The organism is Mesorhizobium sp. (assembly GCF_004962925.1).
Classification (GTDB): Bacteria; Pseudomonadota; Alphaproteobacteria; order Rhizobiales; family Rhizobiaceae; genus Mesorhizobium.
Genome location: NZ_SUEO01000033.1, coordinates 17568 through 37898 on the forward strand (window position 1 = coordinate 17568; position 20331 = coordinate 37898).

Sequence of the window (20331 nt, forward strand, 5' to 3'; positions counted from 1 at the left end):
CATCACGAGTTGATGGACGCGCAGTGGGAACTGGTCCGCGCCGCGCTGCCGCTCGACCGGCTTTGCGTGTGGACGGTGAACGAGGAGGCGGCGATCTGCCACTGGCTGGAACGGCGGATCGGCCGCCTGACATCGGACCGCCCGGACCTCGCCATCGCCTTGCGCTCCGCCATGATGACGGCAGCGCCGCTCGAAACCAACCCGGCCTGATCGCGCCGTCCGCCCGCACGACAACCTCAACCTGGAGACAAGCAAATGAGCAATCTTATCGCAACCGGCTTCAACGCGCAGTCTCGCGACGGCGAGCTGGACAGCCTTGAAGCCGATCTTCGCCGGCTTGAAAATATCGGCGTCGACGCCGTCGAGCTTGCGCTCACCAGCATCGATCTTGTCGCTGGCGGTCGCATCATCAGGGAAAGGGCGGACAGGCTCGTCGCGTTGGCGGCCAAGTTTTCCTTCCGCTACACGGTCCATGGTTTGGTCTCCTCCAATTTCATGGATCCCGCGACCTGCAGGTACCAGCTGGAGGCGGCCAAGGCGCTGGTCGAGGTCTGCGACCGGATCGGCGCCCGTATCCTCGTCCAGCACGGCGGTTTCCTGCGCGCCGACCAGCCGCTCTTGCGCGCGGATGCGGACCGGCGCGAGCGCGAGGCTCTGTTCGAACTGGCGGAATTCGCCAAGCCTTACGGCGTGCGCATCGCACTGGAGAACATCTTCACCGCGGAACCGGGGCAATATCGGCAGACGCCGGCGGAGGTGGCCGAGACTGTCAAGGCGATCAATCATCCCAATCTGGTCGCGCTGATCGACTTCAGTCATGCCTATCTCGAAGCGACCTATCGCGGGCTGAACTTCCGCGAGCAGATCCGTGCCATGGCGCCGGTGGCCGGGCATCTGCATGTCCACGATTCCTTCGGCCGCCCACAGGGCTTTTACAAACCCTATTTCCTACAGGAAGCGACCGCGCTGGGCCTCGGCGACCTGCACATGCCGCTCGGCTGGGGCGACATCGCCTGGGAGGAGATTTTCGGCGAGCTGGAGTTCCTGCCGGGAACCGTCCTGATGATGGAGATCGGCGAACGCTACCGCAGCGAGCAGCCAGCCAGCCGCGAACGCGCGAAACACCTGATGGCGCTGAACGGCGTGCGCAGTTCCATGGCAGCCGAGTGACCGGTCATTCATTTGATTTTGACCTGAAGGACATTGCATAGTTCGAATTGAGGACAGCCGGCCGGATCGGCCAGCCGCTGCCGCCTAAGGTTCCTGTTGGCGACGCAATCAAATGACGGAGAAGACTATGCGGCAAGCGCTGATCGTATGGGGCGGTTGGGACGGACACGAGCCGGAAGAAGGCGCGCGGGTCGTCAAGGCGATGCTCGAAGAGGAAGGCTTTGGCGTGCGCGTCGAAACCACGACCGAGATATTCGCCGACCCCGCGATCGCCGATATGAGCCTGATCGTCCCGATCTACACGATGGCCAAGCTTGCCAAGAACGAGGAGCTCAACCTGACAAAGGCGGTCGAGGGTGGTGTCGGCCTTGGCGGCTATCACGGCGGCATGTGCGACGCGTTTCGTGAAGCCACGGAATACCAGTTCATGTGCGGCGGCCAGTGGGTGGCCCACCCGGGCAACATCATCGACTACCAGGTCGACATCACCAGGCGCGACGATTCCATCATGAACGGCATCGATGATTTCTCATACCGCTCGGAGCAGTACTACATGCATGTGGATCCGTCGAACGAGGTGCTGGCGACAACCACCTTCTCCGGCGAGCACGCATCCTGGATAGAAGGCGTGGTCATGCCGGTCGTCTGGAAGCGCCGGCACGGCAAGGGAAAGGTGTTTTATTCGGCGCTCGGCCATGCCGCCAAGGAGTTCGCGGTGCCGCAGATGCGAACGATATTTCGTCGCGGCCTGGTATGGGCGGCGCGCTGAGAGCGCTTGCCGGAGCGAATGCCAAACGCAGCGTCGCGTCATCGGGCAATGCGGCGCAGGGCCAGGGCAGCGACAGTGGTGGCCGCTGCCAGAAGCGGCAGCCAGGCTTGCGGATCGCCCATGGCATGGAGCGTCAGGCCGCTAAGCACCAGCCACAATAACGGGATCGGAAACAGCAGCGGCACAAGCCCGCCGCTCGCTGCAAGCAGCACGCCGAGCGTCGCGATCGCCGTCGGGTCCGGCGCGATGCCGAAGATTTCGGCGCTCGCCCATGGCCGCCGGAAGAGCGGCGGCAGCAGGGGATAGGCAACGAGACCAACGGCGATGAGCAGCAGCCCGAGCCTTCCTGCGATGTTCCGCCGGTCGAAGGCGAGGCCGCCACGCACGGTACTGCCTATTGCCAGCAGCAGCGCCTGCAGGCCGAAGGCCGGCGCGACATAGGCGATCGCCCAGTTGATCACGGCATAGCGGCTCCACAGGAAGGACCAGCCGACGAAGGCAAAGAGCGCGGCAAGGATGAGTGCGATCCAGAGACCATGGCGACGCGGCCGCCGCAGCACGAGCAGGGCAATGGCAAGGCCGGCGGCGAGCGTCAGGAGATGCAGCGGCCAGAAGGCGGCATTGTGCAACTCAAACATGCGCCAGTAGACGCGCGGCGAGAAGAGCAGGAAATCTTCCAGCCGGTAGGTCCACCATTCCGACATCTAAGCAGGTTCCGCAAAAGTGTCCCACGGTTTTGCGACAAGAACCTGCGACAAACAACAGAATCTAAGCAGGTATTCGTGGCGCTAGCCCACAAATGCCTGCCTAGAGGTCCCGGACGTAAGCCGCCATCCGCTCGCGCATGGCCGCGTCGAGGAGGGGACCGGTCGCTGCCATCACGTTCTCGCGCACATGGTCGACGCGGGTGGTGGCGGGGATGGCGACGGTGACGGAGGGATGCGAAAGGATGAACTTCAAGATGAACTGCGCCCAGGATCCGGCGCCGATCTCGGCCGCCCAGTCCGGCAGCGTCTCGCCTTCGAGCTGGCGCGTCAGCGCGCCTTGCTGAAACGGCCGGTTGACGATGACGGCAACGCCGCGCTCGGCCGCCAGCGGCAGGAGCCGTTCCTCCGCCTCACGGTCGACGACGTTGTAGGTGAGCTGCATGAAGTCGATCGGATGCGCGCGCATGATTTGTTCGAACAGGTCGTGCCGCCGACCTTCGGACGTCGTGATGCCGACATAGCGGATGCGCCCGTCCGCCTTCATGGCGAACAGGGTTTCGAGATGCGTCTCCCAGCCGACGAGGTTATGGACCTGCACGAGGTCGAAGCGCGGCACACCCCAGAAGCGGCGCGACTGCTCGATCTGCGCGGCTCCGTCGGCGGCGGAGGTCCAGACCTTCTCGGCGGAAAACAGCGCTTTGGGCCGGCCGAGCTTCTCGAGGCCATAGCCGATCACCGGTTGCGAGGAGCCGTACATGGGCGAGGAATCGATCATGCGGCCGCCTGCCTCGAAGAAGGCCGCGATCACCTCGGCGCATTCGTCGCGCAGCACCGGATCGTCGCCGACATTGAAGGTGATCCAGGTGCCCAGCCCAACTGCGGGAAGCATCTCTCCCGAGGAGGGCACGGCCCGCATCAGCGGCGCAGGTGCGCCGGGCGCGGTTCCCGGCAACACGAAAGCCGCTCCGGAAGCGGCGGCAGTCTTTACGAATGTCCTGCGGGTGATGATCATCATCTGCCATCCCTATACTCCCGACCACAAGAATGGTTCCGGGCGACCGGCCTTCGCAAGGCCGATCTGGGGGCGATCGGCGGGGAGCCGGCCGGTCTCAAGAGCGGTTCAGCTTTTGATAGAACCGCCGAACCGCTGTAAATATTTGTTTTCACTCGCTCTGCAACCAGCCCGATTACCTGGAGGTAGCCCCTGTCCTGACCTGACGGTGCTGGCGGGCATAGGCCACGCAGGCGTCTACCGTGCTGGTGCAGAGCGCGTCGCGGTTGTTCGGCGTATTGTTGTCGCCGGCGTAGGCAACCTCGGCAACACGGCCATCGACCATTCGAAGTTGCGTGTTGCAATAGCCGCCAGGATTGACATTGAGGGATCCTCCAACCGTCGGGATCGCACCCACCGCCAAGGTTGGAATCACGACGTTGAGATTGCCGCGCTGAACGGTACGCTGATAGGTCCAGATCTGACCTGATCCGCCCGCATCAGCGGTGGCAGTCGGAAAGCCGGCGCACATTCGAACATCCGCCTCGCTGAGACCGACCATCTCTTTGCGGGCTGCCGCCGTCGTTGCGTCTTCCTTCGCGATGGTCGACGTGTCGTCAGGGGCGACGCAGGAGGACACGATGGAACTGCCGGCCAAGAGAACAAGAAGGACAAGCTTTCGCATGCGGGAAAATATCATACCGACTGTGATGATTTGCGCTGGCCCCGAGATCCTAGTTAGGCAAGCAGACAATCGAGTCAACCTGCGCAACTTCACGATGTCGTTGACGTGCCGCTCGCTTGGGCATCGGCAGTTGGTATCGGGTTGTGGGGCGATCTGCGCGCCGCCAGGTTCAATCGCGACGCTGGCCTTGCTTTGAGGCACTGGAAAGATAGGAGCAATTGCCGTGACCAGGACCGACCTCTCCGACATCTACCGGGACTACATTGCCTGCCTGAACCAGCAGGACTGGCCGAAGCTGGGACAGTTCGTTCACGATGAAGCGATCCACAACGGCCGGCGGATCGGATTATCCGGCTATCGCGAGATGCTGGAGAAAGATTTCGAGGAAATCCCGGACCTTTATTTCGACATCCAGATGCTTGTTTCCGATCCGCCTTACATAGCGAGCCGGTTGGGCTTCGATTGTAGGCCAAAGGGAACGTTCCTTGGCCTCGACGTGACCGGGAAGAGGGTCTCCTTTGCCGAGAATGTGTTCTATGAATTTCGCGGCGAGAAGATCGTGGAAGTATGGTCGGTTATAGACAAGGCGGCCATCGAAGCGCAGCTCGATGGATTCCGAGCCTAGCCCTGTTGCTTGCGCCAGGCCTGGTATTCCTCCCCTCCGCCAACGCGACCGGCACGACCACGACACCGTCATCGTCGGCAACGACGATGTCGCCCGGCATGACCAGCGCGTTGCCGCAGGCGATCGGCACGTTGACGGCGAACGGGTTCGTCTGTGCGTGGTAATTGGGCGTGACATCGCGCACCTAGATGCCGATGTCGAGCTCCTCGGCCTTGGCGGTTTATTTTGTTTGAGTCTCGGCTTCTCAAGGAGGCCAATGGAACCACACCCTGCCGCTGGGGTTCTACTTCCAATGATGGAGGTCGCTATGAATGGTAAGCTGCAAGACAAGGTCGCGATCGTAACGGGCGGCGGAACCGGCATCGGCGAAGCGATCTGCCTCAAATTCGCGCGCGAGGGCGCCAAAATCGTCGTCAATGGTCTGCCCGATGATCCGATTGAGGACATTGTCGCTGAAATCCTGAACGATGGCGGCGACGCAATCGCCTTTGCAGCCGACGTCTCCGATGAAGCTCAGGCGAGCGATTGCGTGGTTGCTGCGGTGGACCGTTTCGGTCGGCTGGACGTGCTCATCAACAATGCAGGCGTTCTGCTCGTCAACGCCGAAACTGATGACATGCCGATCAACAAGTTCGACGAGCATATCCGCTGCAATGTTCGCTCCGCGTTCCTGATGACGAGATACGCCTTGCCCTATCTCCGCAAAACCGGCGGCGCCATCATCAGCGCCGGCTCGGAAGGCGGCGTCAACGGCCAGCCGCGGAACACTGTCTATGGCGGTACCAAAGGTTTCCTGCACGCTTTCATGAAAGGCGTCGCCGTCGAGCAGGCGCAATACGGCGTACGCGCCAACTGCGTAAGCCCGGGTCCGATCGATACGGCTTGGACGCACAAGGAAACTGGTGCCGTCGATGAAGAAGTCGAGAAGGCGCTGCTCACGGCCGTGCCTTTCGGCCGTCGCGGCACACCTGAGGAAGTTGCCAACGTCTATGCGTTCTTAGCCTCGGACGAAGCGAGCTACGTCACTGGCGCCGTCTGGCTGGTCGATGGCGGCATCACGCCGGCCAAGGGCGCGGTCGGCGCGATGGCGAAGGGCGAGGTCACCGCGCCGCCACCTATCACGCTTGGCCTGCACCATTCGCATGACGGCAACCGCAACAAAGACATCATGAAAATCCGATAGTATGCACGCTCGGCCCCTCGCTTGTACGCCACACGGCCGGCCCAATCCAAGCCAAGCCAAGCGATAATTGTGTCGTGTATCCATTTGAAGATCAGTCGATCGCCTCAACGCCTTGCGCCTTCAGGCGTTCGAGATGGTTTTTCATCTCCTTCAGCCGTTCGGGGGAATGGCCTTGCCACTCCGTGACCTCGCCCGTGACCCGTAGCGGCTCGCGGGAGCGGTAGGATTGCGTCGGATTGCCGGGGAATTTCTTGTCCGTCAGATTGGGGTCGTCCATGATCGGGCCAGTCGGCTCGACAATGTAGATCCTTTCCCGTCCGTCGCCAGCGGCGAGCTCGGCGCCCCAGATGGCCGCATCCAGGCTGCCGGTGAGATAGACCCATGACGCCTGCTTCCGCTTGCCGTAATTGGAGCTGTATCCGGCCCCGATGAGGTCTCCCGGTTTCAGGTCGGCCCTGGTGCCGTGGAAGAATCGCTGCGGGATCGTACTGTCAGTGGCTGTCATCGGTTCCTTGCTCATCGGTGTGCTGCCGGTAGCACTATTTGGCTACGCTTATCCGGCCCTGACGATGCGAAATCCTTCGAGCTCTGCGACGATCGGCAGGCCCTTCCATCGCTCTATGTCGTGCAGCACGATCAGTTGCCCAAGGTCGCCGCCGATCTCGTTGTTGATGCGGTCGATGGTCTTCAGCTGTTCCCAGACGCTGCCGACTGCATTGTTCAGCGGCGCGTAGACGCCGTCGTGCTTGTGCCCGGTGATCTGGCGCTTCGAATAGACACAGTCGCCGGAGATGACCAATCTGCCGCGCGCGGACTGAACGATGACGAACTGCTGTCCGATCGTGTGGCCGCTTCCCAGCCGCACATGGATGCCCGGCAGCACATCGTCCTTGTCGCCGTCGATCAGCGAGACACGGTGTTCGACCGATGCATCGAGGGCAGCGCGCAACGTGTCGGGATCGATGATGGCGGTGAGATAACCGAAGCGAGGCGGCAATGCGATCGCCTCATACCAGGAGAGCAACTCGCTTTTCTGGATGTGGAGATTTGCATTCGGGAACTCGGCGATCGATCCCATGTGATCGAAATGCGCGTGGGTCACAAAAATGTCGGTAATGCCGCCGGGTCCAATGCCAAGCTCGGCCAGCATGCGAACCGGCGAGACCCAGTAGGGAATGCCAAATCTCAGCGAGAAGGCGTCGCTCGATTCCTGGATGAACCCGGTGTCGACCAGCACGTTGCGGTCACCGCGCCGCAGCAGGACGAAGGAAAAGGGCAAATCGACCTTGCCGTCGTCATACATGCCGGCGACGAGATCCACCCAGGGCTGCTGCCGCGATCGGGCGAATTCGATGACATAGACTTCCCAGGGCTTGTTCTCGCTTGTCATCGCTTCCTCCTCAGCGTTCCGCCAGTGAGCGGCCAAGGCTCGCCATGCCCACGGCAATGATCAGGATGGCGCCCTGCAGCACATATTGCGAGAAGGTCGGGGCACCGAAGATGTTGAGGCCATTAAAGCCGAAGGCGATGATGAGGGCGCCGACCAGCGTGCCGAGCACGTGGAATTCGCCGTCACGCAGCGTTGCCGAGCCAAGGAACACCGCCGCGAATGCGGTGAGCAGGTAGGAGTCGGCAGCACTTGCCGTGCCGCTGCCGAGCCGCGAGGCAAGCAGTATCCCGGTGAGCGCGGCGCACATTCCCGAAATGACGAAGCCGAGGATCTTGATGCGGTCGACATTCACCCCGGCAAGGCGAGCGGCCACGGCATTGCCACCCACAGCCTGAATCTCCTGGCCGAGCGGCGTTCGTTCGACCAGCAGCCAAAGCCCGCCGAGAACGACAATCATGGCGACGATGTTGTTGGGGATGCCGAACAGCCAACGGCCAAGGGAAAGCTGGAGAAACGCCTCCGGCACGCCCGCCACGATGGGAACGCCGGCGGAATAGGCGAAGGCCAGGCCGGTAAGGATGGTTCCGACGCCCAGCGTCGCAATAACGGAATTGACCTTGACCTTGGTGACGATGAAGCCGTTGACGAGACCGATCACAGCACCCAGCGCGATGACGATGACCACGGCAAGCGGGATCGGCAGCTTGTCGTGGACGACGAGGCCGGTGATCAGAATGCCGTGCAGGCTGGCAGCGAAGCCGATGGACAGATCGAGCTCGCCAACGACCACCGCAAGCGTCAGCCCGCCGGCAATGATCATGGCCAATGAAGCCTGGTTCAGCACATTGGTGAAATTGCTCACGGTGGGAAAGGCTCCCGGCGACAGGATCGAAAATGTGGCGATCATCGCCAGAAGTCCGATGATTGTTCCGTAGCGGGCAAAGATACCGAGTGCCGCCTTGGCCCCGGGCGACAGACGCCGGGCGCTAATCGCAACATTGCTCATGCGGGATGATCCTCCATCACTGCTTCCGGCTCGAGATAGCTTGCTTCGACGATCGCCTTTCGCGACACCGCCGGACCGGTCAGTTCGCGAACGATGCGGCCTTCCGCCATCACCAGAACGCGGTCGCAAAGCTCGGGCAGCTCGTCCGGTTCCGATGAAATCACCAAAACCGCCATTCCGGCCTCGGCTTGCTGGCGGATCAGCCGGTGGATCTCGGCGCGCGCCCCGATATCGACGCCTCGCGTCGGCTCGTCGAGGATCAGCACCTTCGGTATGCGCTGGAGCCAGCGGCCGATCGCGACCTTCTGTTGGTTGCCGCCACTGAGACGGCCAACGGGCGTGCTCGCGCTCTGTGCCTTTATCGACAAGGAGCGGATCATCTCGCCGGCCATCGATGTGCGAGCGCGGCGGTTCATCAACGGCAGGTATCGGCCAAAAGCAAGTTTGTCGAGATTGGCGATACCCAAATTGAAGGCGATGCTCTTGGAGAGAAAAAGCGCTTCCGCCCGGCGCTCTTCCGGGACCAGTCCGAGCCCGGCCTGGACGGCCGCAGCAGGGGAGGCGGGCGCATAGGGCCGGCCCATCAGCATCATCTCGCCGCTGTCCGGGCGATCCGCTCCGAAAAGCAGCCGGGCGAGTTCGGTTCGCCCAGCGCCGACAAGGCCGCCGATGCCCAACACTTCGCCGGCGTGGAGCTGAAGGCTGACGCCATGGACTTTCGGCGCCCGCGTCAGCTTCTTCGCTTCCATCACGACATCGCCGCGCTGCCTTGCGGTGGCTGCCCTTTGAACGTCCCGAATTGCGCCGCCGACGATTGCCTCGACCAGCGCAGGGCGGTTGAGCGCGTCTCCGGCGAGCTCGGCCACGGAGCGACCGTCGCGAAACACTGACACGCGCGTGCACAGGCTCAGGATCTCGTCCAGCCGGTGCGAAATATAGAGCACCGCCACCCCTGATGCGGAGAGATCGCGCACGATCGCAAAGAGCCGTTCCGCCTCGCTCGCGGCAAGCGATGCCGTCGGCTCATCCATGACAATCAGCCGCGCCTTGCGCACCAGGGCGCGGCAGATGTTGATCAGCCATATCTCGGCCGTCGAAAGGCCTTTCACACCGGCGTTGAGCGGGGCTGATATGCCGACGCGCCTGGCGATCGGCGCAACGTCGCGCGCGATTGCACGCCAATCGGTCAGCCCAAAGCGCGTTTTCTTCGGGACGCCCAGCATGATGTTCTGCAGCACGGTCATGCCCGGCACGAACGCAAGCTCCTGGTGAATGAAGCTCATGCCAAGCTCGGTCGCCCGCTGCGGCGTGCCGATCTCTCGACCTTGGCCGTCGATTTCGACACGGCCGGCGTCGGGGTGGTTTAGCCCGGCGAGGATACGGATGAAGGTCGACTTGCCCGCGCCGTTGGCGCCGACAAGGCCATGGATTTCACCGGGCGCAATGTCCAGCGATACGCCCTTCAGCGCTTGCGTGCCGCCGAAGGCCTTTGCGATATCGCGTGCGACCAGGAACGGGGCCGCCATTTCAGCGCCGCCTGGCTGCGGCGCATCCCTTGTCAACGTCGCCTCCAAACCAAGCCCTACTTTATGGCTTCCGGGTGGTCCTTGAGAAAGGCATCGGCAGTCTCCTTGGTCACCAGCACCGCCGGAACCTCGGCTGCCTTGGCTTGCCATGCGCCGCCTGCATTCTTGATGTCCTTCAGCATTTTGACCATGTTGTAGCCTTCGGTGAAGCTGTCCTGCCAGGCAGTCGCGGTCATGAAGCCGTTCTTGATGTTCTCCAGCGCCTGGGCATTGCCATTGATGCCGTAAACGAGGACGTCGTCGCGGCCTTGAGCGCGCAGCGAACCGATGGCGCCAATCGCCGGATCGTCCCAGCAGCCCCAGATCGCCAGGTTTTCCTTGCCGGCCGGATGCGAGGCCAGCCACGCATTTGCGTATTGGGCGCCGTCCTCGAAGTAGCCGGGAATGCGCACCTCGTTCTTGGTGATGGTGATGTCAGGGTGTTTGGCGACGATCTCGTCCATGACGACTTCGCGGTTCCGGCAGACTTCGCCGGTCCGGTAGGTGAGGGCCAGTATCGAACCCTTGCCACCCATTTTCTCGACCATCAGATCGACGACAGGTATCGCCATTGGTCCGCCCGAGCCGTTCGTGGCGGCAACGGTCGAGCCAAGCCCGCCGCCCCAGGTCACCACAGGTATGCCAGCATCCCCCGCGGCAGCCAGGCCGGCGCCGATCGACGAATAGGGGAACACCATGTCGATGATCGCATGCGCCTTGAGCTGCGCGAAATTCTGGATCGCCGCATTCGCCTGGTCGGCACTGCCAGCGGCATCCACGACATTGGTCTTCCAGCCATGCTCATCGGCGGCCTTCGTGGCGCCCTGGATGTAGCGGACATTGTTAGCCTCGGTGGCGCTTATGGACACGATGCCAAGAAGCGGCTTGTCCTGCGCGGCGGCGCCAGCCGTCGCGAGCGAGAGCGCTCCAACGGCGATGATGCAAGCTAGATTTTTCATGGTTCTCCTCCCTTCGTCTGTCTGCCGTCAGAGCCCCATTGACAGCAAACCGTTTCGCTAACGTCCTGCAAAACGAGGCCCAATGCAAGCATGAATCCGCTGGACACAGCCATAAATCTGAACCAGACTTCAGCGAAACGATTAGCTATCGGGGCAAAATGGCCACCATCAAAGACGTTGCTAGAAGGGCAGGCGTGTCGACCGCAACGGTCTCGGCCGTCATGAACGATAGTGCCTTTGTCAGCCCTGAGCTGAGGGCTCGCGTCGTCACCGCCATTCGCGAGCTGCGTTATGAACCGTCGCTGGCTGCCCGCAATCTGCGCCGCAGCCGCAGCCAGTTGATCGCGCTTGCGGTGGCCGATCTCTCGAACCCGTTTTACACACGCATCGTCTGGTCGGCGGAGGCGGCCGTCGCGGCGTGGGGCTATTCGCTCGTTCTCTTCAACAGCGATGAAAAGCCTGACACCGAACGGCGCATCCTGTCGCGAATTCGCACTCTTGGCTGCGACGGGATGGTTCTGGTGCCGGTGGGCGCTGCAAATCAATATCAGCCGCATGAGTTCGATGGCATGGCGACCGTTCTTCTGGGGCGATCGATCGAAGGCAACACCGCCGATACGGTGACAATCGACAATCGTGAGGCGGGCAGACAGGCCGTTGACTACCTGCTCGACCTTGGACATCGCCGCATCGGCTCGATCACCGGCCCGATGCAACTGTCGACCAGCAAGGGCAGGCTCGACGGCATGATCGATGCGATGGCCGCGCGCGGGCTTGCGCCGCAGCCCGGGCATATCAGGTCCGGCGAATTTCGCGAAGAAGCCGCCTATTCGGTCGCTCGCGATATGATGGGTTCACCCGACCGCCCGACGGCGATTTATGTCGCGAACGGCGTCATGGCGATCGGCGTGATGCGAGCTGTTGCCGATCTTGGCCTGCGCTGTCCGCAGGACATCTCGATCGCCTCGACGGACACGGTCGCAGGCGCCGGCGGCTTGAAGCCGCGCCTGACGAGAACGGAGCACCCCATTGCCGACATGACCAACGAAGCGCTGCGCCTGCTCGTCGATCGCATCGAGGAAAGAGTGTCCGAACCTGTGCGCAGCATCGTTTTCCAGCCGGCTCTGATCGTCGGGGAAAGCTGCATGCCGCTGCGCGGGAACGCCGCTTGACGGTTTCCCGTCGTCGGCCTCGGCTCTCGATCGCTCTACCAAATGCCGAGATGTAGGTGTGAGGACCTGGAAATCGCACAAGCGCTCGGACACAGCGTTTCTGGACGTGTGCGGCGTCGTCAGGCAGGCTCTGACGGAGTGGTCGCCCGAGCGCCCTGCCGATCAAACGCTTTCGAGATAGGTTTCGAGCTCGAAGTCGCTGACGTTGACTGCGAACGTATTCAGTTCCTGCCGTTTGCAGGCGATGAAGGAGTCGCGCAAGATTGCCGGAAATATCTCCGCCACATGCGCCCCGCTCTCGAAGCTGGCGATCGCGGATGCCCAGTCAGGCGGCAGCTTGGCCGGCTGAAGTCCTTTGCCGTCTCTGCCCGTCGGATCGCCAGGCGACAATTGTCTTTCGATGCCGATGAGTGCGGCGCCCAAGATAGCCGCAAGCACGAGGTAAGGGTTGGCGTCCGCGCCAGCGACGCGATGCTCGATCCGGCGTGCGCCGGCCGGCCCGCCGGGGATTCGGATCGCGATCATGCGGTTCTCGTAGCCCCAGGCAACCGCATTCGGCGCATAGGATCCGGGACGCAGCCTGCGGTAGGAATTGAAATGCGGTGCAAAAACCAATGTGCTTTCGGCCATGGCAGCGAGCAGACCGCCGACGGCATGGCGCATGATGTCCGAACCCTGGTCGCTGCCGTCGTCGAAGACGTTGCGGCCTTCGGCGTCGGTCAGGCTGAAATGGACGTGAAAACCGTTGCCGGCGCGGTCACCATAGGGCTTGGCCATGAAGCAGGCGGCAAAGCCGTGCTTGCGGGCGATGCCCTTGACGGTGCGCTTGAACAGCACGGCATCGTCGGCGGCGCGCAAGGCGTCCGCGACATGGTTCAGATTGATCTCGAACTGACCGACGCCGTTCTCGGCGATCGCGGTGTCGACGGGAATGCCTTGCATCCGGCAGGCGTCGCAGACGTCGTGGATGAAGGCTTCGAAGTCGTCGATCTCGTCGATCGACAGGGCCGCATCGGAATCGAGACGGCGCCCGGTTACCGGCGAGACAGGCCCGATCGGCCGCTGCGATTGCGGGTCGACAAGGTAGAATTCCAGTTCCGTAGCAGTGACCGGGGTCAGGCCCAGAGCCTTGTAGCGGTCGAGGACACGAGCCAGCGCCCGCCGCGGATCACCGAGAAACGGCGCGCCGTTCTCATCGGCAAGCCAGAGCGGGACAAGTGCTGTCGGATGTGCCGTCCAGTTCACTGGCACGATGCCGCGCCCCGTCCACTGGCAAAGGCCGTCGGCGTCGCCGTTGCCGAAAACCAGCGTGTTGTTCTCGATATCCTCGCCCCAGATGTCGAGCCCAACCAGCGAGTAAGGCATGCGCAGCTTGCCTTCCAGCGCCTTGCGTGCCTGCTCGACGGGTATGCGCTTGCCGCGCATGATGCCGTTGAGGTCGCACACCGCAGCCCTGAGGCTGTGGATGTCGTCCCTGCTTTCAAGCCAATTCAGAACGTCCGTGATTGCATCGCCCAATTTCAACCCCTGGGTTTCCGAAGGTGCCGTGGCCCTGGCCGGTTACGATATCATTTATAGATAGCTTGTGAGTTTATGAAAACCGCTCTGGCTGTCACCAGAAGATTTTGCTTATTTTTTCAATTCACTAGCTGGGATATCGGGTGGCATTTCAGGACCAATTGCGCGATTTGCGATCGCAATATAGTGGTAAGGTTGGGGAAAGCCAAGCGGCATTTGAGCCGGGCTACTGGCGTCTTGGCAAGGAGCGGGAATAGGCCGAGCTGGCCTTCGCGCCAGGACATGAAAGAACAGGAGCGGGCGGTGCGAAGATACCGTTCGCCTACATAGCAGAGGGATGAGCCAAATGACAAATACGCCGTCGCACCGCGCGGAGATCGACCTGTCGAACTGGAGAACAAGGCCCTATTCGGCCTGGTCGTTCCAGAACGCGGCGGAACTGGTGCCGTCCGCCACGATCCGCAGCGCGCGCCAGCCGGAGACGCAGGCACTCGACCTCGGGCGGCTGTCCGACCTTGTGGTTGCCGACGTTGCCGGCAAGCCGCGACCATTGCCGGATTTCCTGCTCGAAAGTGACACCGACAATTTCGTGGTGATGCGCGGCGGAAATTTCGTGGCCGAGTGGCATGCCCCGGCGAGCGATCCGGCAAAGCCGCATCTGGTGTTTTCGGTGTCCAAATCCATCACCGGCCTTCTGGCTGGAATCCTGATCGGCCAAGGGATGCTTTCGCTGGACGATCGCTTGGCAAAGCACCTGCCCGAAGCCGCCGGATCGGCCTATGGCGACGCCACGTTACGCGATCTCCTCAACATGCAGATCAGCATCGATTTCGACGAAGCCTATCTGAGCAGAGACGGCGCCTTCGATCGCTACAGGCGAGCTATGCTGTGGAATCCGGACAAGGCGGACGATCCTGCGCCCGATCTCAAGACTTTCCTGTGCACCTTGCCGAAGGCTGCACATCCGCACGGCACGCGGCACGCCTACCGGTCACCCAATGTCGACATGGCGGCCATCATCCTCGAGCAGGCATCGGGCGAGCGCTTCGCCGAATTGCTGAGCCGGCTCTTGTGGCAGCCGATGGGCGCCCATTCCGACGCGCAGATAACCGTCGATCGGGCCGGCAATCCGCGCGCCTCGGGCGGCATCTCGATGACCGCGCGCGATCTCGCCCGCGTCGGTGAGCTGGTTCGCACTGGTGGCCGCGGCATCGTTCCGGCAGACTGGATCGCCAGCCTCTGGGCCGGCGGCGACCGCGCCATCTGGGCCGCCGGCGACCAGGGCTATGCGTATCCGGGCGGAAGCTACCGCAACTATTGGTACGACACCGGCACGGGTGCGCTCGCCGCCTTGGGCATCCATGGCCAGTGGCTCTGGATCGATCCGGCGACGCAAACCGTCATTGTCAGGCAATCTTCGGAACCCGACCCGGTCAACGACCGGATGGATCAGACGGTCGTTGCGGTGATGAAGGCAGTTTCCGCCGCCTCGTGACGGCCGCGACCGTCAGTTCCGGGTTTCCGGAAACTTGACGTGCTGCAAGAGATGCGTCGCGCCGTCGTTTATGTCGCGCACGATGGCGGCGCGCGCGCGCGGCCCGTCCTGGACTTCGATCGCGGCGACGGCTTCCTCATGATAATCGATGTCGAGAATGGAGGCGAGATTGTCCTCGAAGCCGGTGGTCAGGTTCCTGAGAAACGGGCCGACCTGCATCCACACCGTCTCGATCAGGAAGATCATCTGCTCATTGCCGCAGTGGCGATAGATCGAGAACTTGAAGTTGTAGTTCTTGCGCAGATAATCGTCGATGTCGCCCTTGCGGGCTGCCAGGGTCAGCTCTGTGCAGTGGCGACGGATCGCTCGCAGATTGTTGCCATTGATCAGCTTTGCGGCAAGCTCGGTCGCGGAGCCTTCGAGGATCGTTCGCACCTCGGTCAGCTGCGAGAACCTTTCGGCCGAGATGACCGGCACCTCCATACTGCCGTTCGGCATCGGGCTCAGCGCACGCAGCGCCTGCAGCCGCATGAAGGCGCTGCGCACCGGCATGTCGCTGGTGCCGAGTTCCTTGGCGAGCTTGCGCGAGGTGAGCTTCTGGCCGGGCGCAAACTGGCCCGACATCAATGCCCTGACGAGTTCGAGATAGACTTTCTCATGCAGGGGCACGGTGTCGACGGCGGTCAACCCGAAAAGCATTTTATCGGCCATTGGCGGTGCGCTACTTCATTCGTTCTGAAATCTACGCAGCTGGCTACATCTGCCGCTAGAAATGATGGCTGGCCGAACGCGGCATGAAGGCCGAAGTCAGCGATTTTTCAAGCACATGATAGACGCTTCAACCGCAACGCTGCAAGCCGCGTCGTCGTCGCCTTCCCGGTTGCGCCCAGCAAATGCCGCGCCGCCGACACAAAGCTGGCCCGACACCAGCTCATGCTTGCTCCAGAAGGGTTCGGCGTTACGCGATGTAAAATACGTACTTTATCGGCATCCCAGATAAATAAATGCTTTTCAGTCACACAAAATGATGAAACAATAAAATTGAGACTGGGGAAAATCCGATGCGCAACGTCAGCGGACATGGCAAGCGCCTGTCCTATTACGATTTCGGCCACACGACGGTGTACGCCTCCCGCTTCGACCAGCGCTTCCCCTATTGCGCCTATGTGCCCGACGACTATGACGAGGACGGCGACAAGACATATCCGCTGGCGGTGATCGTGCATGGCACCGAACGCGGCATGCTCGCCTACCGCGATGCCTTTGCCGACTTCGCCGAGCAGAACGGCGTGATCGTGCTCGCCCCGCTGTTCCCGGCGAATATCTGTTTTCCGGGCGACCTTTCCTCCTACAAGATGCTGCGCGAGGGCGACCTTCGCTACGATGCCGTGATGCTCGACATGGTCGAAGAAATGCGGGAGCGCTATCGCATCCGCGGCGATCGCGTGCTGATGTACGGCTTCTCCGGCGGCGGCCACTTTACCCATCGTTTCCTGTTACTCCATCCCGAACGTCTGCTGGCTGCATCGATCGGTGCGCCGGGCGTCGTGACCCTGCTCGACTTCGATCACGATTTCTGGGTCGGGGTGCGCGACTTCGAGAAAGTGTTCGGCAAGAAGGTCGACCTCGACGCCATGCGCAAGGTCGCCGTGCAGATGGTGATCGGTGGTGACGATCTCGAAACCTGGGAGATTACCATCAAGCCGGACGATGCCTGGTGGATGCCCGGCGCCGATCTCGCCGGCGCGACCCGCAACGACCGGATCAGATCGTTGAAGGGCAGCTTGGAGACACACGGCGTCGAGGTGCAGCTGGATGTCGTGCCCGGCATCGCCCACGACGACCGCGAGCTCATCGCCAAGGTCAAGGATTTCTTTGCGCGGACATTGAATGCCGCGCCCGCCTGAAAAACTGCAGTCAACAAAACTGGAGATAAAAATGGGAACAAGATCGGGAATGGGAAGACGATTAATCCGGGTGCTGGCGGCAATCGCCGTGATGGCGTGCGCGCTTCCGGCGATGGCGCAGGAGCAGCCAAAAACCGGCGGCACGCTCAAGGTTCGTATCAACGCCGACATTCGCGCCACCGACGGTCTTAACCGGGACGCGAACACCGACACGGTGCTGCACCAGATATTCGAGACGCTGGTAGCCTACCGCGCCGATCTCACGGTCGGGCCGGCGCTGGCCGAATCCTGGAAAGTGTCGGACGACGGCAAGACCTATGCCTTCACGCTGCGCGACGGGGCGGCTTTCCACAATGGCGACGCCGTGACCTCTGCGGACGTCAAATGGAACTGGGACCGCCGCATGGACGCAGCCAACCAGTGGTTCTGCATTCCGTTCTTCGACGGCAGCCAGGGGCTCAAGGTAGAGCAGGTGGCGACGCCTGATCCACGCACCGTGGTCCTCACGCTCAACGCGCCGAATGCGCTGTTTCTGGCGCAGCTCGCCAATGTCCAATGCAATGGCTGGGTCGCAAGCCCGAAAAATGTCGGCACCGACGGCAAGTGGATCGCCGACAGCGCCATCGGCAGTGGTCCCTTCAAGCTGAAAGAGTGGGTCAAGGGCCAGTATGTCGCGCTCGAGCGCTTTGCCGATTACAAGCCGGTGAAGGAGGCGCCGAGCGGTTTTGCCGGCAGCCGTGAGGCCTATGTCGACGAGGTGCGCTTCATGGTCATTCCCGACACGGCGGCGGCGGAGACGGCGCTGTTTGCCGGCGAGCTCGATGTCCTGCCCGATCTTGAATCGTCCCGTGTCGAAGAAGCCAAGTCGCGAGGCATGACGGTGCTGTCGACGCAAGGCCTGTCGTGGACGGCGATCCTGCTGCAAACGAAGGATCCGCTGCTGTCGAACGTCAAGATACGCGAGGCGCTGGCGCATGCCGCCGACATCAACCAGATCGCCGCCGCTCGCACCAACGGTGTCGCTGCCGGTGACCCCTCTGCCGTCGCCCAGGCGAGCTCGTTCTTCGACGGTGATTTCCTCAAATGGCCGCAATACGACCCGGCCAAGGCCAAGGCACTGCTCGACGAGGCCGGCTATAAGGGCGAGCCGATCAAGATCCAGACCAACACCCGCTACCAGGGGATGTACGAGAACGCCGTGCTGCTGCAGGCGATGCTGACGGCCGCGGGCTTCAATGCCCAGCTCGAAGTGCTGGATTGGGCAGCACAACTCGACAATTACCTCGCCGGCAAATTCCAGATCCAGTCCTTCGGCTATTCGGCGCGTCTCGATCCATCGCTGATGTATGGCGTCATCCTCGGCGACAAGGCGACCGACCCGACGGCGCAGTGGGACAGCAAGGAGGCCCTCGACCTCTACACGAAGTCGATGGCCACGACCGACCCCGGGCAACGCAAGGCGCTGTTCAAGCAGCTCCATGCTCTCATGGCAAAGGATGTGCCGATCCTTGGCCTCTATTACGAGCCGTCCGTCGACGCCGTGTCGCCGAAGGTGAAGGGCTATTCGGTATGGCCGGCGGCAAACCCCCGCGTATGGGGCGTCTGGAAAACCGAATAGGCTGACGGTTCTCTGTCGCTCGAAAGATCGGAGGCGTATTGCCTCCGATCTTTTGTTTGAGGTACCTGGTGGTGAAAACCTGAGGGTCGGTACCCGTCGTGAAAGACCGCTCTGGTAGGATTTTCCATTCACGTTCGCGATTAGAACGAGCAACCAGCGGCAATTAAAGATCTTGCTCGTCGCCCGCCGGGAAGGTCGAGTCCAGATCCCAAAGGAGACGCTGGCCGAGGGGCATGGCTAGCAGTGGCTGGTCGACGAGGTGAGCGCTGTAGAAGGTGAGATCCAGATGCGGGTGCGCGACCTACTACCTAGGCTTGTGACAAAGTTGATCGAGCACGTCTCGAAGCGCAGTGGCGGCTTGGTCACGCTCGTCAGCAGACATCAGCTCGGGCTCAGCTTCTAGTCTGAGATGCGGCAGTTCGGTTCGAACGGCGCGATGGGCAGCGACAAGATTGGCCTTCAGATCGATGACGCGATAGGTGGCGAACGGATAGGCGATCCCCTTGACGTGGATGTGCCCCAGTTCGTCGCAGTCGATCATGTCCTTCACTTGCGCAAACGTCTCATAAGAAATGAGCACGGTCCCGGGCTGCGCCTCCTGCTCGAGACGTGAGGCGAGATTCACAGCGCCGCCGATTATCGTGTAATCCATCCGGTCCTCGCTGCCGAAGTTGCCGACAGTGCAGTAGTCGGTGTGGATGCCGATGCGGCAGCGCAGCGGTGTTTCAATTCCAATGTCGCGCCAGATTTCGGCAAGTTCGCTCATCCGCGTCTGCATGGCGAGAGCCATCTGCACGCAGGCGAACGCGTCCTCCTTGACGCCGCGAGTCTCCGGATCGCCGAAAAACATCAGGATCGCGTCGCCGACATACTTGTCGATCGTCGCGCCGTGATCCGAAGCAATTTTCGACATTTCCGTCAGATAGTGATTGAGGAGCTGGGTGAGGACCTCGGACTCCATTTTGTCGGTGGTCTCGGTAAAGCCGGCAATATCCGAGAAGCATATCGTCAGCTTCTTCCGCTGGCTGGCGATCCTGACGTCCTGACGGCCAGTGAATATCGAGTTGTAGACCTGCGGCGCCAGGTACTTCGCCAGCTTGCTGGAAAGCGCCTCGAGAGCCGCGGATTTCTCGGCGAGGTTCTCCTCCCGTTGCTTCAGCTCGGTGATGTCCGAGTAGACCGCGACTGTGCCGCCGCCGGTGATCCGCCGCTCGCTAATCATAACCCATCGCCCGTCGCCTCGCCGCTGCAGCCACGGTTCGTCAGGGTTGCGGTGCCGGGAGAGGCGCTCGGCGACCCATTCCTCTAACCGTCCCTCAGCATCCCTGATATAGCCGCGCTCAGCGGATCGGCGAATGATGGACTCGAAGGCCGTGCCGGGCGTCAGTTCGATCGCAAGGTCGCTGTAGAGCAGTTCGCGGTAGCGGCTATTGCTAAGGACGAGCCGGTCCTCCGCGTCGTAGAGAGCGAATCCCTCGGAGATGCTTTCGATGGCATCGATGAGCCGCTGACGCGCTTCGGCGACCTCGCGCAGGTTCTTCTCCTCCACCTCGACTGCGGTGTCCCGGAAG

General features: G+C 62.0%; 20 protein-coding genes and 2 pseudogenes. 9 read left to right on the forward strand and 13 right to left on the reverse strand.

What is annotated here, in order from left to right:
- From E5W87_RS09915 to E5W87_RS09925, 3 genes and pseudogenes are all read left to right on the forward strand, one after another.
- Positions 1-210: pseudogene (locus tag E5W87_RS09915) on the forward strand (glycerophosphodiester phosphodiesterase); the annotation flags it as partial.
- A gap of 45 nt (positions 211-255) precedes the next feature.
- Positions 256-1170 carry a TIM barrel protein gene (locus E5W87_RS09920; protein ID WP_292396509.1) on the forward strand — a complete coding sequence of 305 codons (915 nt, stop codon included), beginning with the start codon at positions 256-258 and terminating at the stop codon, positions 1168-1170.
- A 127-nt stretch (positions 1171-1297) separates the two neighbouring features.
- Positions 1298-1939, forward strand: coding sequence for a ThuA domain-containing protein (locus E5W87_RS09925; protein WP_292396541.1), 642 nt, complete (start codon positions 1298-1300; stop codon positions 1937-1939).
- Between the two features lie 38 nt (positions 1940-1977).
- Here E5W87_RS09925 and E5W87_RS09930 read toward each other — a convergent pair whose 3' ends face one another.
- The 3 genes from E5W87_RS09930 to E5W87_RS09940 form a co-directional block, all read right to left on the reverse strand.
- Positions 1978-2643, reverse strand: a complete 666-nt coding sequence (locus tag E5W87_RS09930; protein WP_292396511.1) for a DUF6064 family protein — start codon at positions 2641-2643, stop codon at positions 1978-1980.
- A 103-nt stretch (positions 2644-2746) separates the two neighbouring features.
- Positions 2747-3562, reverse strand: a complete 816-nt coding sequence (locus E5W87_RS09935; protein ID WP_367118810.1) for an aldo/keto reductase — start codon at positions 3560-3562, stop codon at positions 2747-2749.
- 271 nt (positions 3563-3833) lie between these two features.
- Positions 3834-4322, reverse strand: a complete 489-nt coding sequence (locus E5W87_RS09940) for a hypothetical protein (RefSeq protein WP_292396512.1) — start codon at positions 4320-4322, stop codon at positions 3834-3836.
- A gap of 223 nt (positions 4323-4545) precedes the next feature.
- Here E5W87_RS09940 and E5W87_RS09945 point away from each other — a divergent pair, with 223 nt between their 5' ends.
- Positions 4546-4947, forward strand: a complete 402-nt coding sequence (locus E5W87_RS09945) for an ester cyclase (RefSeq protein ID WP_292396514.1) — start codon at positions 4546-4548, stop codon at positions 4945-4947.
- 37 nt (positions 4948-4984) lie between these two features.
- Here the strand turns inward: E5W87_RS09945 and E5W87_RS09950 are convergent.
- Positions 4985-5181, reverse strand: a pseudogene (locus tag E5W87_RS09950) (ribonuclease activity regulator RraA); the annotation flags it as partial.
- Between the two features lie 73 nt (positions 5182-5254).
- Here E5W87_RS09950 and E5W87_RS09955 point away from each other — a divergent pair.
- Positions 5255-6130, forward strand: a complete 876-nt coding sequence (locus E5W87_RS09955; protein WP_292396516.1) for an SDR family NAD(P)-dependent oxidoreductase — start codon at positions 5255-5257, stop codon at positions 6128-6130.
- 91 nt (positions 6131-6221) lie between these two features.
- Here the strand turns inward: E5W87_RS09955 and arr are convergent, their stop codons facing one another.
- From arr to E5W87_RS09980, 5 genes are read right to left on the reverse strand one after another with little or no spacing between them, the layout of a single operon-like run.
- A complete protein-coding gene (gene arr, locus E5W87_RS09960; protein WP_292396518.1) occupies positions 6222-6635 on the reverse strand; it encodes an NAD(+)--rifampin ADP-ribosyltransferase in 414 nt (137 codons plus the stop codon).
- A 48-nt stretch (positions 6636-6683) separates the two neighbouring features.
- On the reverse strand, positions 6684-7520 hold the full coding sequence (locus E5W87_RS09965; protein ID WP_292396520.1) for an N-acyl homoserine lactonase family protein: 837 nt from the start codon (positions 7518-7520) through the stop codon (positions 6684-6686).
- A gap of 10 nt (positions 7521-7530) precedes the next feature.
- Entirely contained in the window at positions 7531-8526 is a 996-nt protein-coding gene (locus E5W87_RS09970; RefSeq protein WP_292396522.1) for an ABC transporter permease, read from the reverse strand.
- A complete protein-coding gene (locus E5W87_RS09975) occupies positions 8523-10052 on the reverse strand; it encodes a sugar ABC transporter ATP-binding protein (RefSeq protein WP_292396524.1) in 1530 nt (509 codons plus the stop codon). The genes E5W87_RS09970 and E5W87_RS09975 overlap by 4 nt, the downstream gene beginning before the upstream one ends.
- A 56-nt stretch (positions 10053-10108) precedes the next feature.
- Entirely contained in the window at positions 10109-11050 is a 942-nt protein-coding gene (locus tag E5W87_RS09980; RefSeq protein ID WP_292396525.1) for a sugar ABC transporter substrate-binding protein, read from the reverse strand.
- Positions 11051-11208: 158 nt separating this feature from the next.
- Between E5W87_RS09980 and E5W87_RS09985 the strand changes: the two genes are divergently transcribed.
- Positions 11209-12222 (forward strand): LacI family DNA-binding transcriptional regulator, encoded by a 1014-nt coding sequence (locus E5W87_RS09985; RefSeq protein WP_292396526.1) that lies wholly within the window; start codon positions 11209-11211, stop codon positions 12220-12222.
- 162 nt (positions 12223-12384) lie between these two features.
- Here the strand turns inward: E5W87_RS09985 and E5W87_RS09990 are convergent, their stop codons facing one another.
- Complete coding sequence (locus tag E5W87_RS09990) at positions 12385-13740, reverse strand: glutamine synthetase family protein (protein ID WP_292396528.1); 1356 nt, start codon at positions 13738-13740, stop codon at positions 12385-12387.
- 346 nt (positions 13741-14086) lie between these two features.
- Here E5W87_RS09990 and E5W87_RS09995 point away from each other — a divergent pair, with 346 nt between their 5' ends.
- A complete protein-coding gene (locus tag E5W87_RS09995; protein ID WP_292396530.1) occupies positions 14087-15235 on the forward strand; it encodes a serine hydrolase in 1149 nt (382 codons plus the stop codon).
- 12 nt (positions 15236-15247) lie between these two features.
- Here E5W87_RS09995 and E5W87_RS10000 read toward each other — a convergent pair whose 3' ends face one another.
- On the reverse strand, positions 15248-15934 hold the full coding sequence (locus E5W87_RS10000) for a GntR family transcriptional regulator (RefSeq protein WP_292396531.1): 687 nt from the start codon (positions 15932-15934) through the stop codon (positions 15248-15250).
- Positions 15935-16053: 119 nt separating this feature from the next.
- A complete protein-coding gene (locus tag E5W87_RS10005; protein ID WP_292396533.1) occupies positions 16054-16317 on the reverse strand; it encodes a hypothetical protein in 264 nt (87 codons plus the stop codon).
- Here E5W87_RS10005 and E5W87_RS10010 point away from each other — a divergent pair.
- Entirely contained in the window at positions 16297-17142 is an 846-nt protein-coding gene (locus E5W87_RS10010) for an alpha/beta hydrolase (RefSeq protein ID WP_292396535.1), read from the forward strand. The genes E5W87_RS10005 and E5W87_RS10010 overlap by 21 nt on opposite strands.
- A gap of 49 nt (positions 17143-17191) precedes the next feature.
- Complete coding sequence (locus tag E5W87_RS10015) at positions 17192-18760, forward strand: ABC transporter substrate-binding protein (RefSeq protein ID WP_292396537.1); 1569 nt, start codon at positions 17192-17194, stop codon at positions 18758-18760.
- Between the two features lie 304 nt (positions 18761-19064).
- Here the strand turns inward: E5W87_RS10015 and E5W87_RS10020 are convergent.
- The coding region (locus E5W87_RS10020; protein ID WP_292396538.1) for an adenylate/guanylate cyclase domain-containing protein at positions 19065-20331 on the reverse strand (1267 nt) is incomplete at its 5' end.

Bases quoted from the DNA above. Each gene is read 5' to 3' on its own strand.
- E5W87_RS09920 (WP_292396509.1), top strand. From the start codon at position 256: ATGAGCAATCTTATCGCAACCGGCTTCAACGCGCAGTCTCGCGACGGC.
- E5W87_RS09925 (WP_292396541.1), top strand. From the start codon at position 1,298: ATGCGGCAAGCGCTGATCGTATGGGGCGGTTGGGACGGACACGAGCCG.
- E5W87_RS09930 (WP_292396511.1), bottom strand. From the start codon at position 2,643: ATGTCGGAATGGTGGACCTACCGGCTGGAAGATTTCCTGCTCTTCTCG.
- E5W87_RS09935 (WP_367118810.1), bottom strand. From the start codon at position 3,562: ATGCGGGCCGTGCCCTCCTCGGGAGAGATGCTTCCCGCAGTTGGGCTG.
- E5W87_RS09940 (WP_292396512.1), bottom strand. From the start codon at position 4,322: ATGCGAAAGCTTGTCCTTCTTGTTCTCTTGGCCGGCAGTTCCATCGTG.
- E5W87_RS09955 (WP_292396516.1), top strand. From the start codon at position 5,255: ATGAATGGTAAGCTGCAAGACAAGGTCGCGATCGTAACGGGCGGCGGA.
- arr (WP_292396518.1), bottom strand. From the start codon at position 6,635: ATGACAGCCACTGACAGTACGATCCCGCAGCGATTCTTCCACGGCACC.
- E5W87_RS09965 (WP_292396520.1), bottom strand. From the start codon at position 7,520: ATGACAAGCGAGAACAAGCCCTGGGAAGTCTATGTCATCGAATTCGCC.
- E5W87_RS09970 (WP_292396522.1), bottom strand. From the start codon at position 8,526: ATGAGCAATGTTGCGATTAGCGCCCGGCGTCTGTCGCCCGGGGCCAAG.
- E5W87_RS09975 (WP_292396524.1), bottom strand. From the start codon at position 10,052: ATGGCGGCCCCGTTCCTGGTCGCACGCGATATCGCAAAGGCCTTCGGC.
- E5W87_RS09980 (WP_292396525.1), bottom strand. From the start codon at position 11,050: ATGAAAAATCTAGCTTGCATCATCGCCGTTGGAGCGCTCTCGCTCGCG.
- E5W87_RS09985 (WP_292396526.1), top strand. From the start codon at position 11,209: ATGGCCACCATCAAAGACGTTGCTAGAAGGGCAGGCGTGTCGACCGCA.
- E5W87_RS09995 (WP_292396530.1), top strand. From the start codon at position 14,087: ATGACAAATACGCCGTCGCACCGCGCGGAGATCGACCTGTCGAACTGG.
- E5W87_RS10000 (WP_292396531.1), bottom strand. From the start codon at position 15,934: ATGCTTTTCGGGTTGACCGCCGTCGACACCGTGCCCCTGCATGAGAAA.
- E5W87_RS10010 (WP_292396535.1), top strand. From the start codon at position 16,297: ATGCGCAACGTCAGCGGACATGGCAAGCGCCTGTCCTATTACGATTTC.
- E5W87_RS10005 (WP_292396533.1), bottom strand. From the start codon at position 16,317: ATGTCCGCTGACGTTGCGCATCGGATTTTCCCCAGTCTCAATTTTATT.
- E5W87_RS10015 (WP_292396537.1), top strand. From the start codon at position 17,192: ATGGGAAGACGATTAATCCGGGTGCTGGCGGCAATCGCCGTGATGGCG.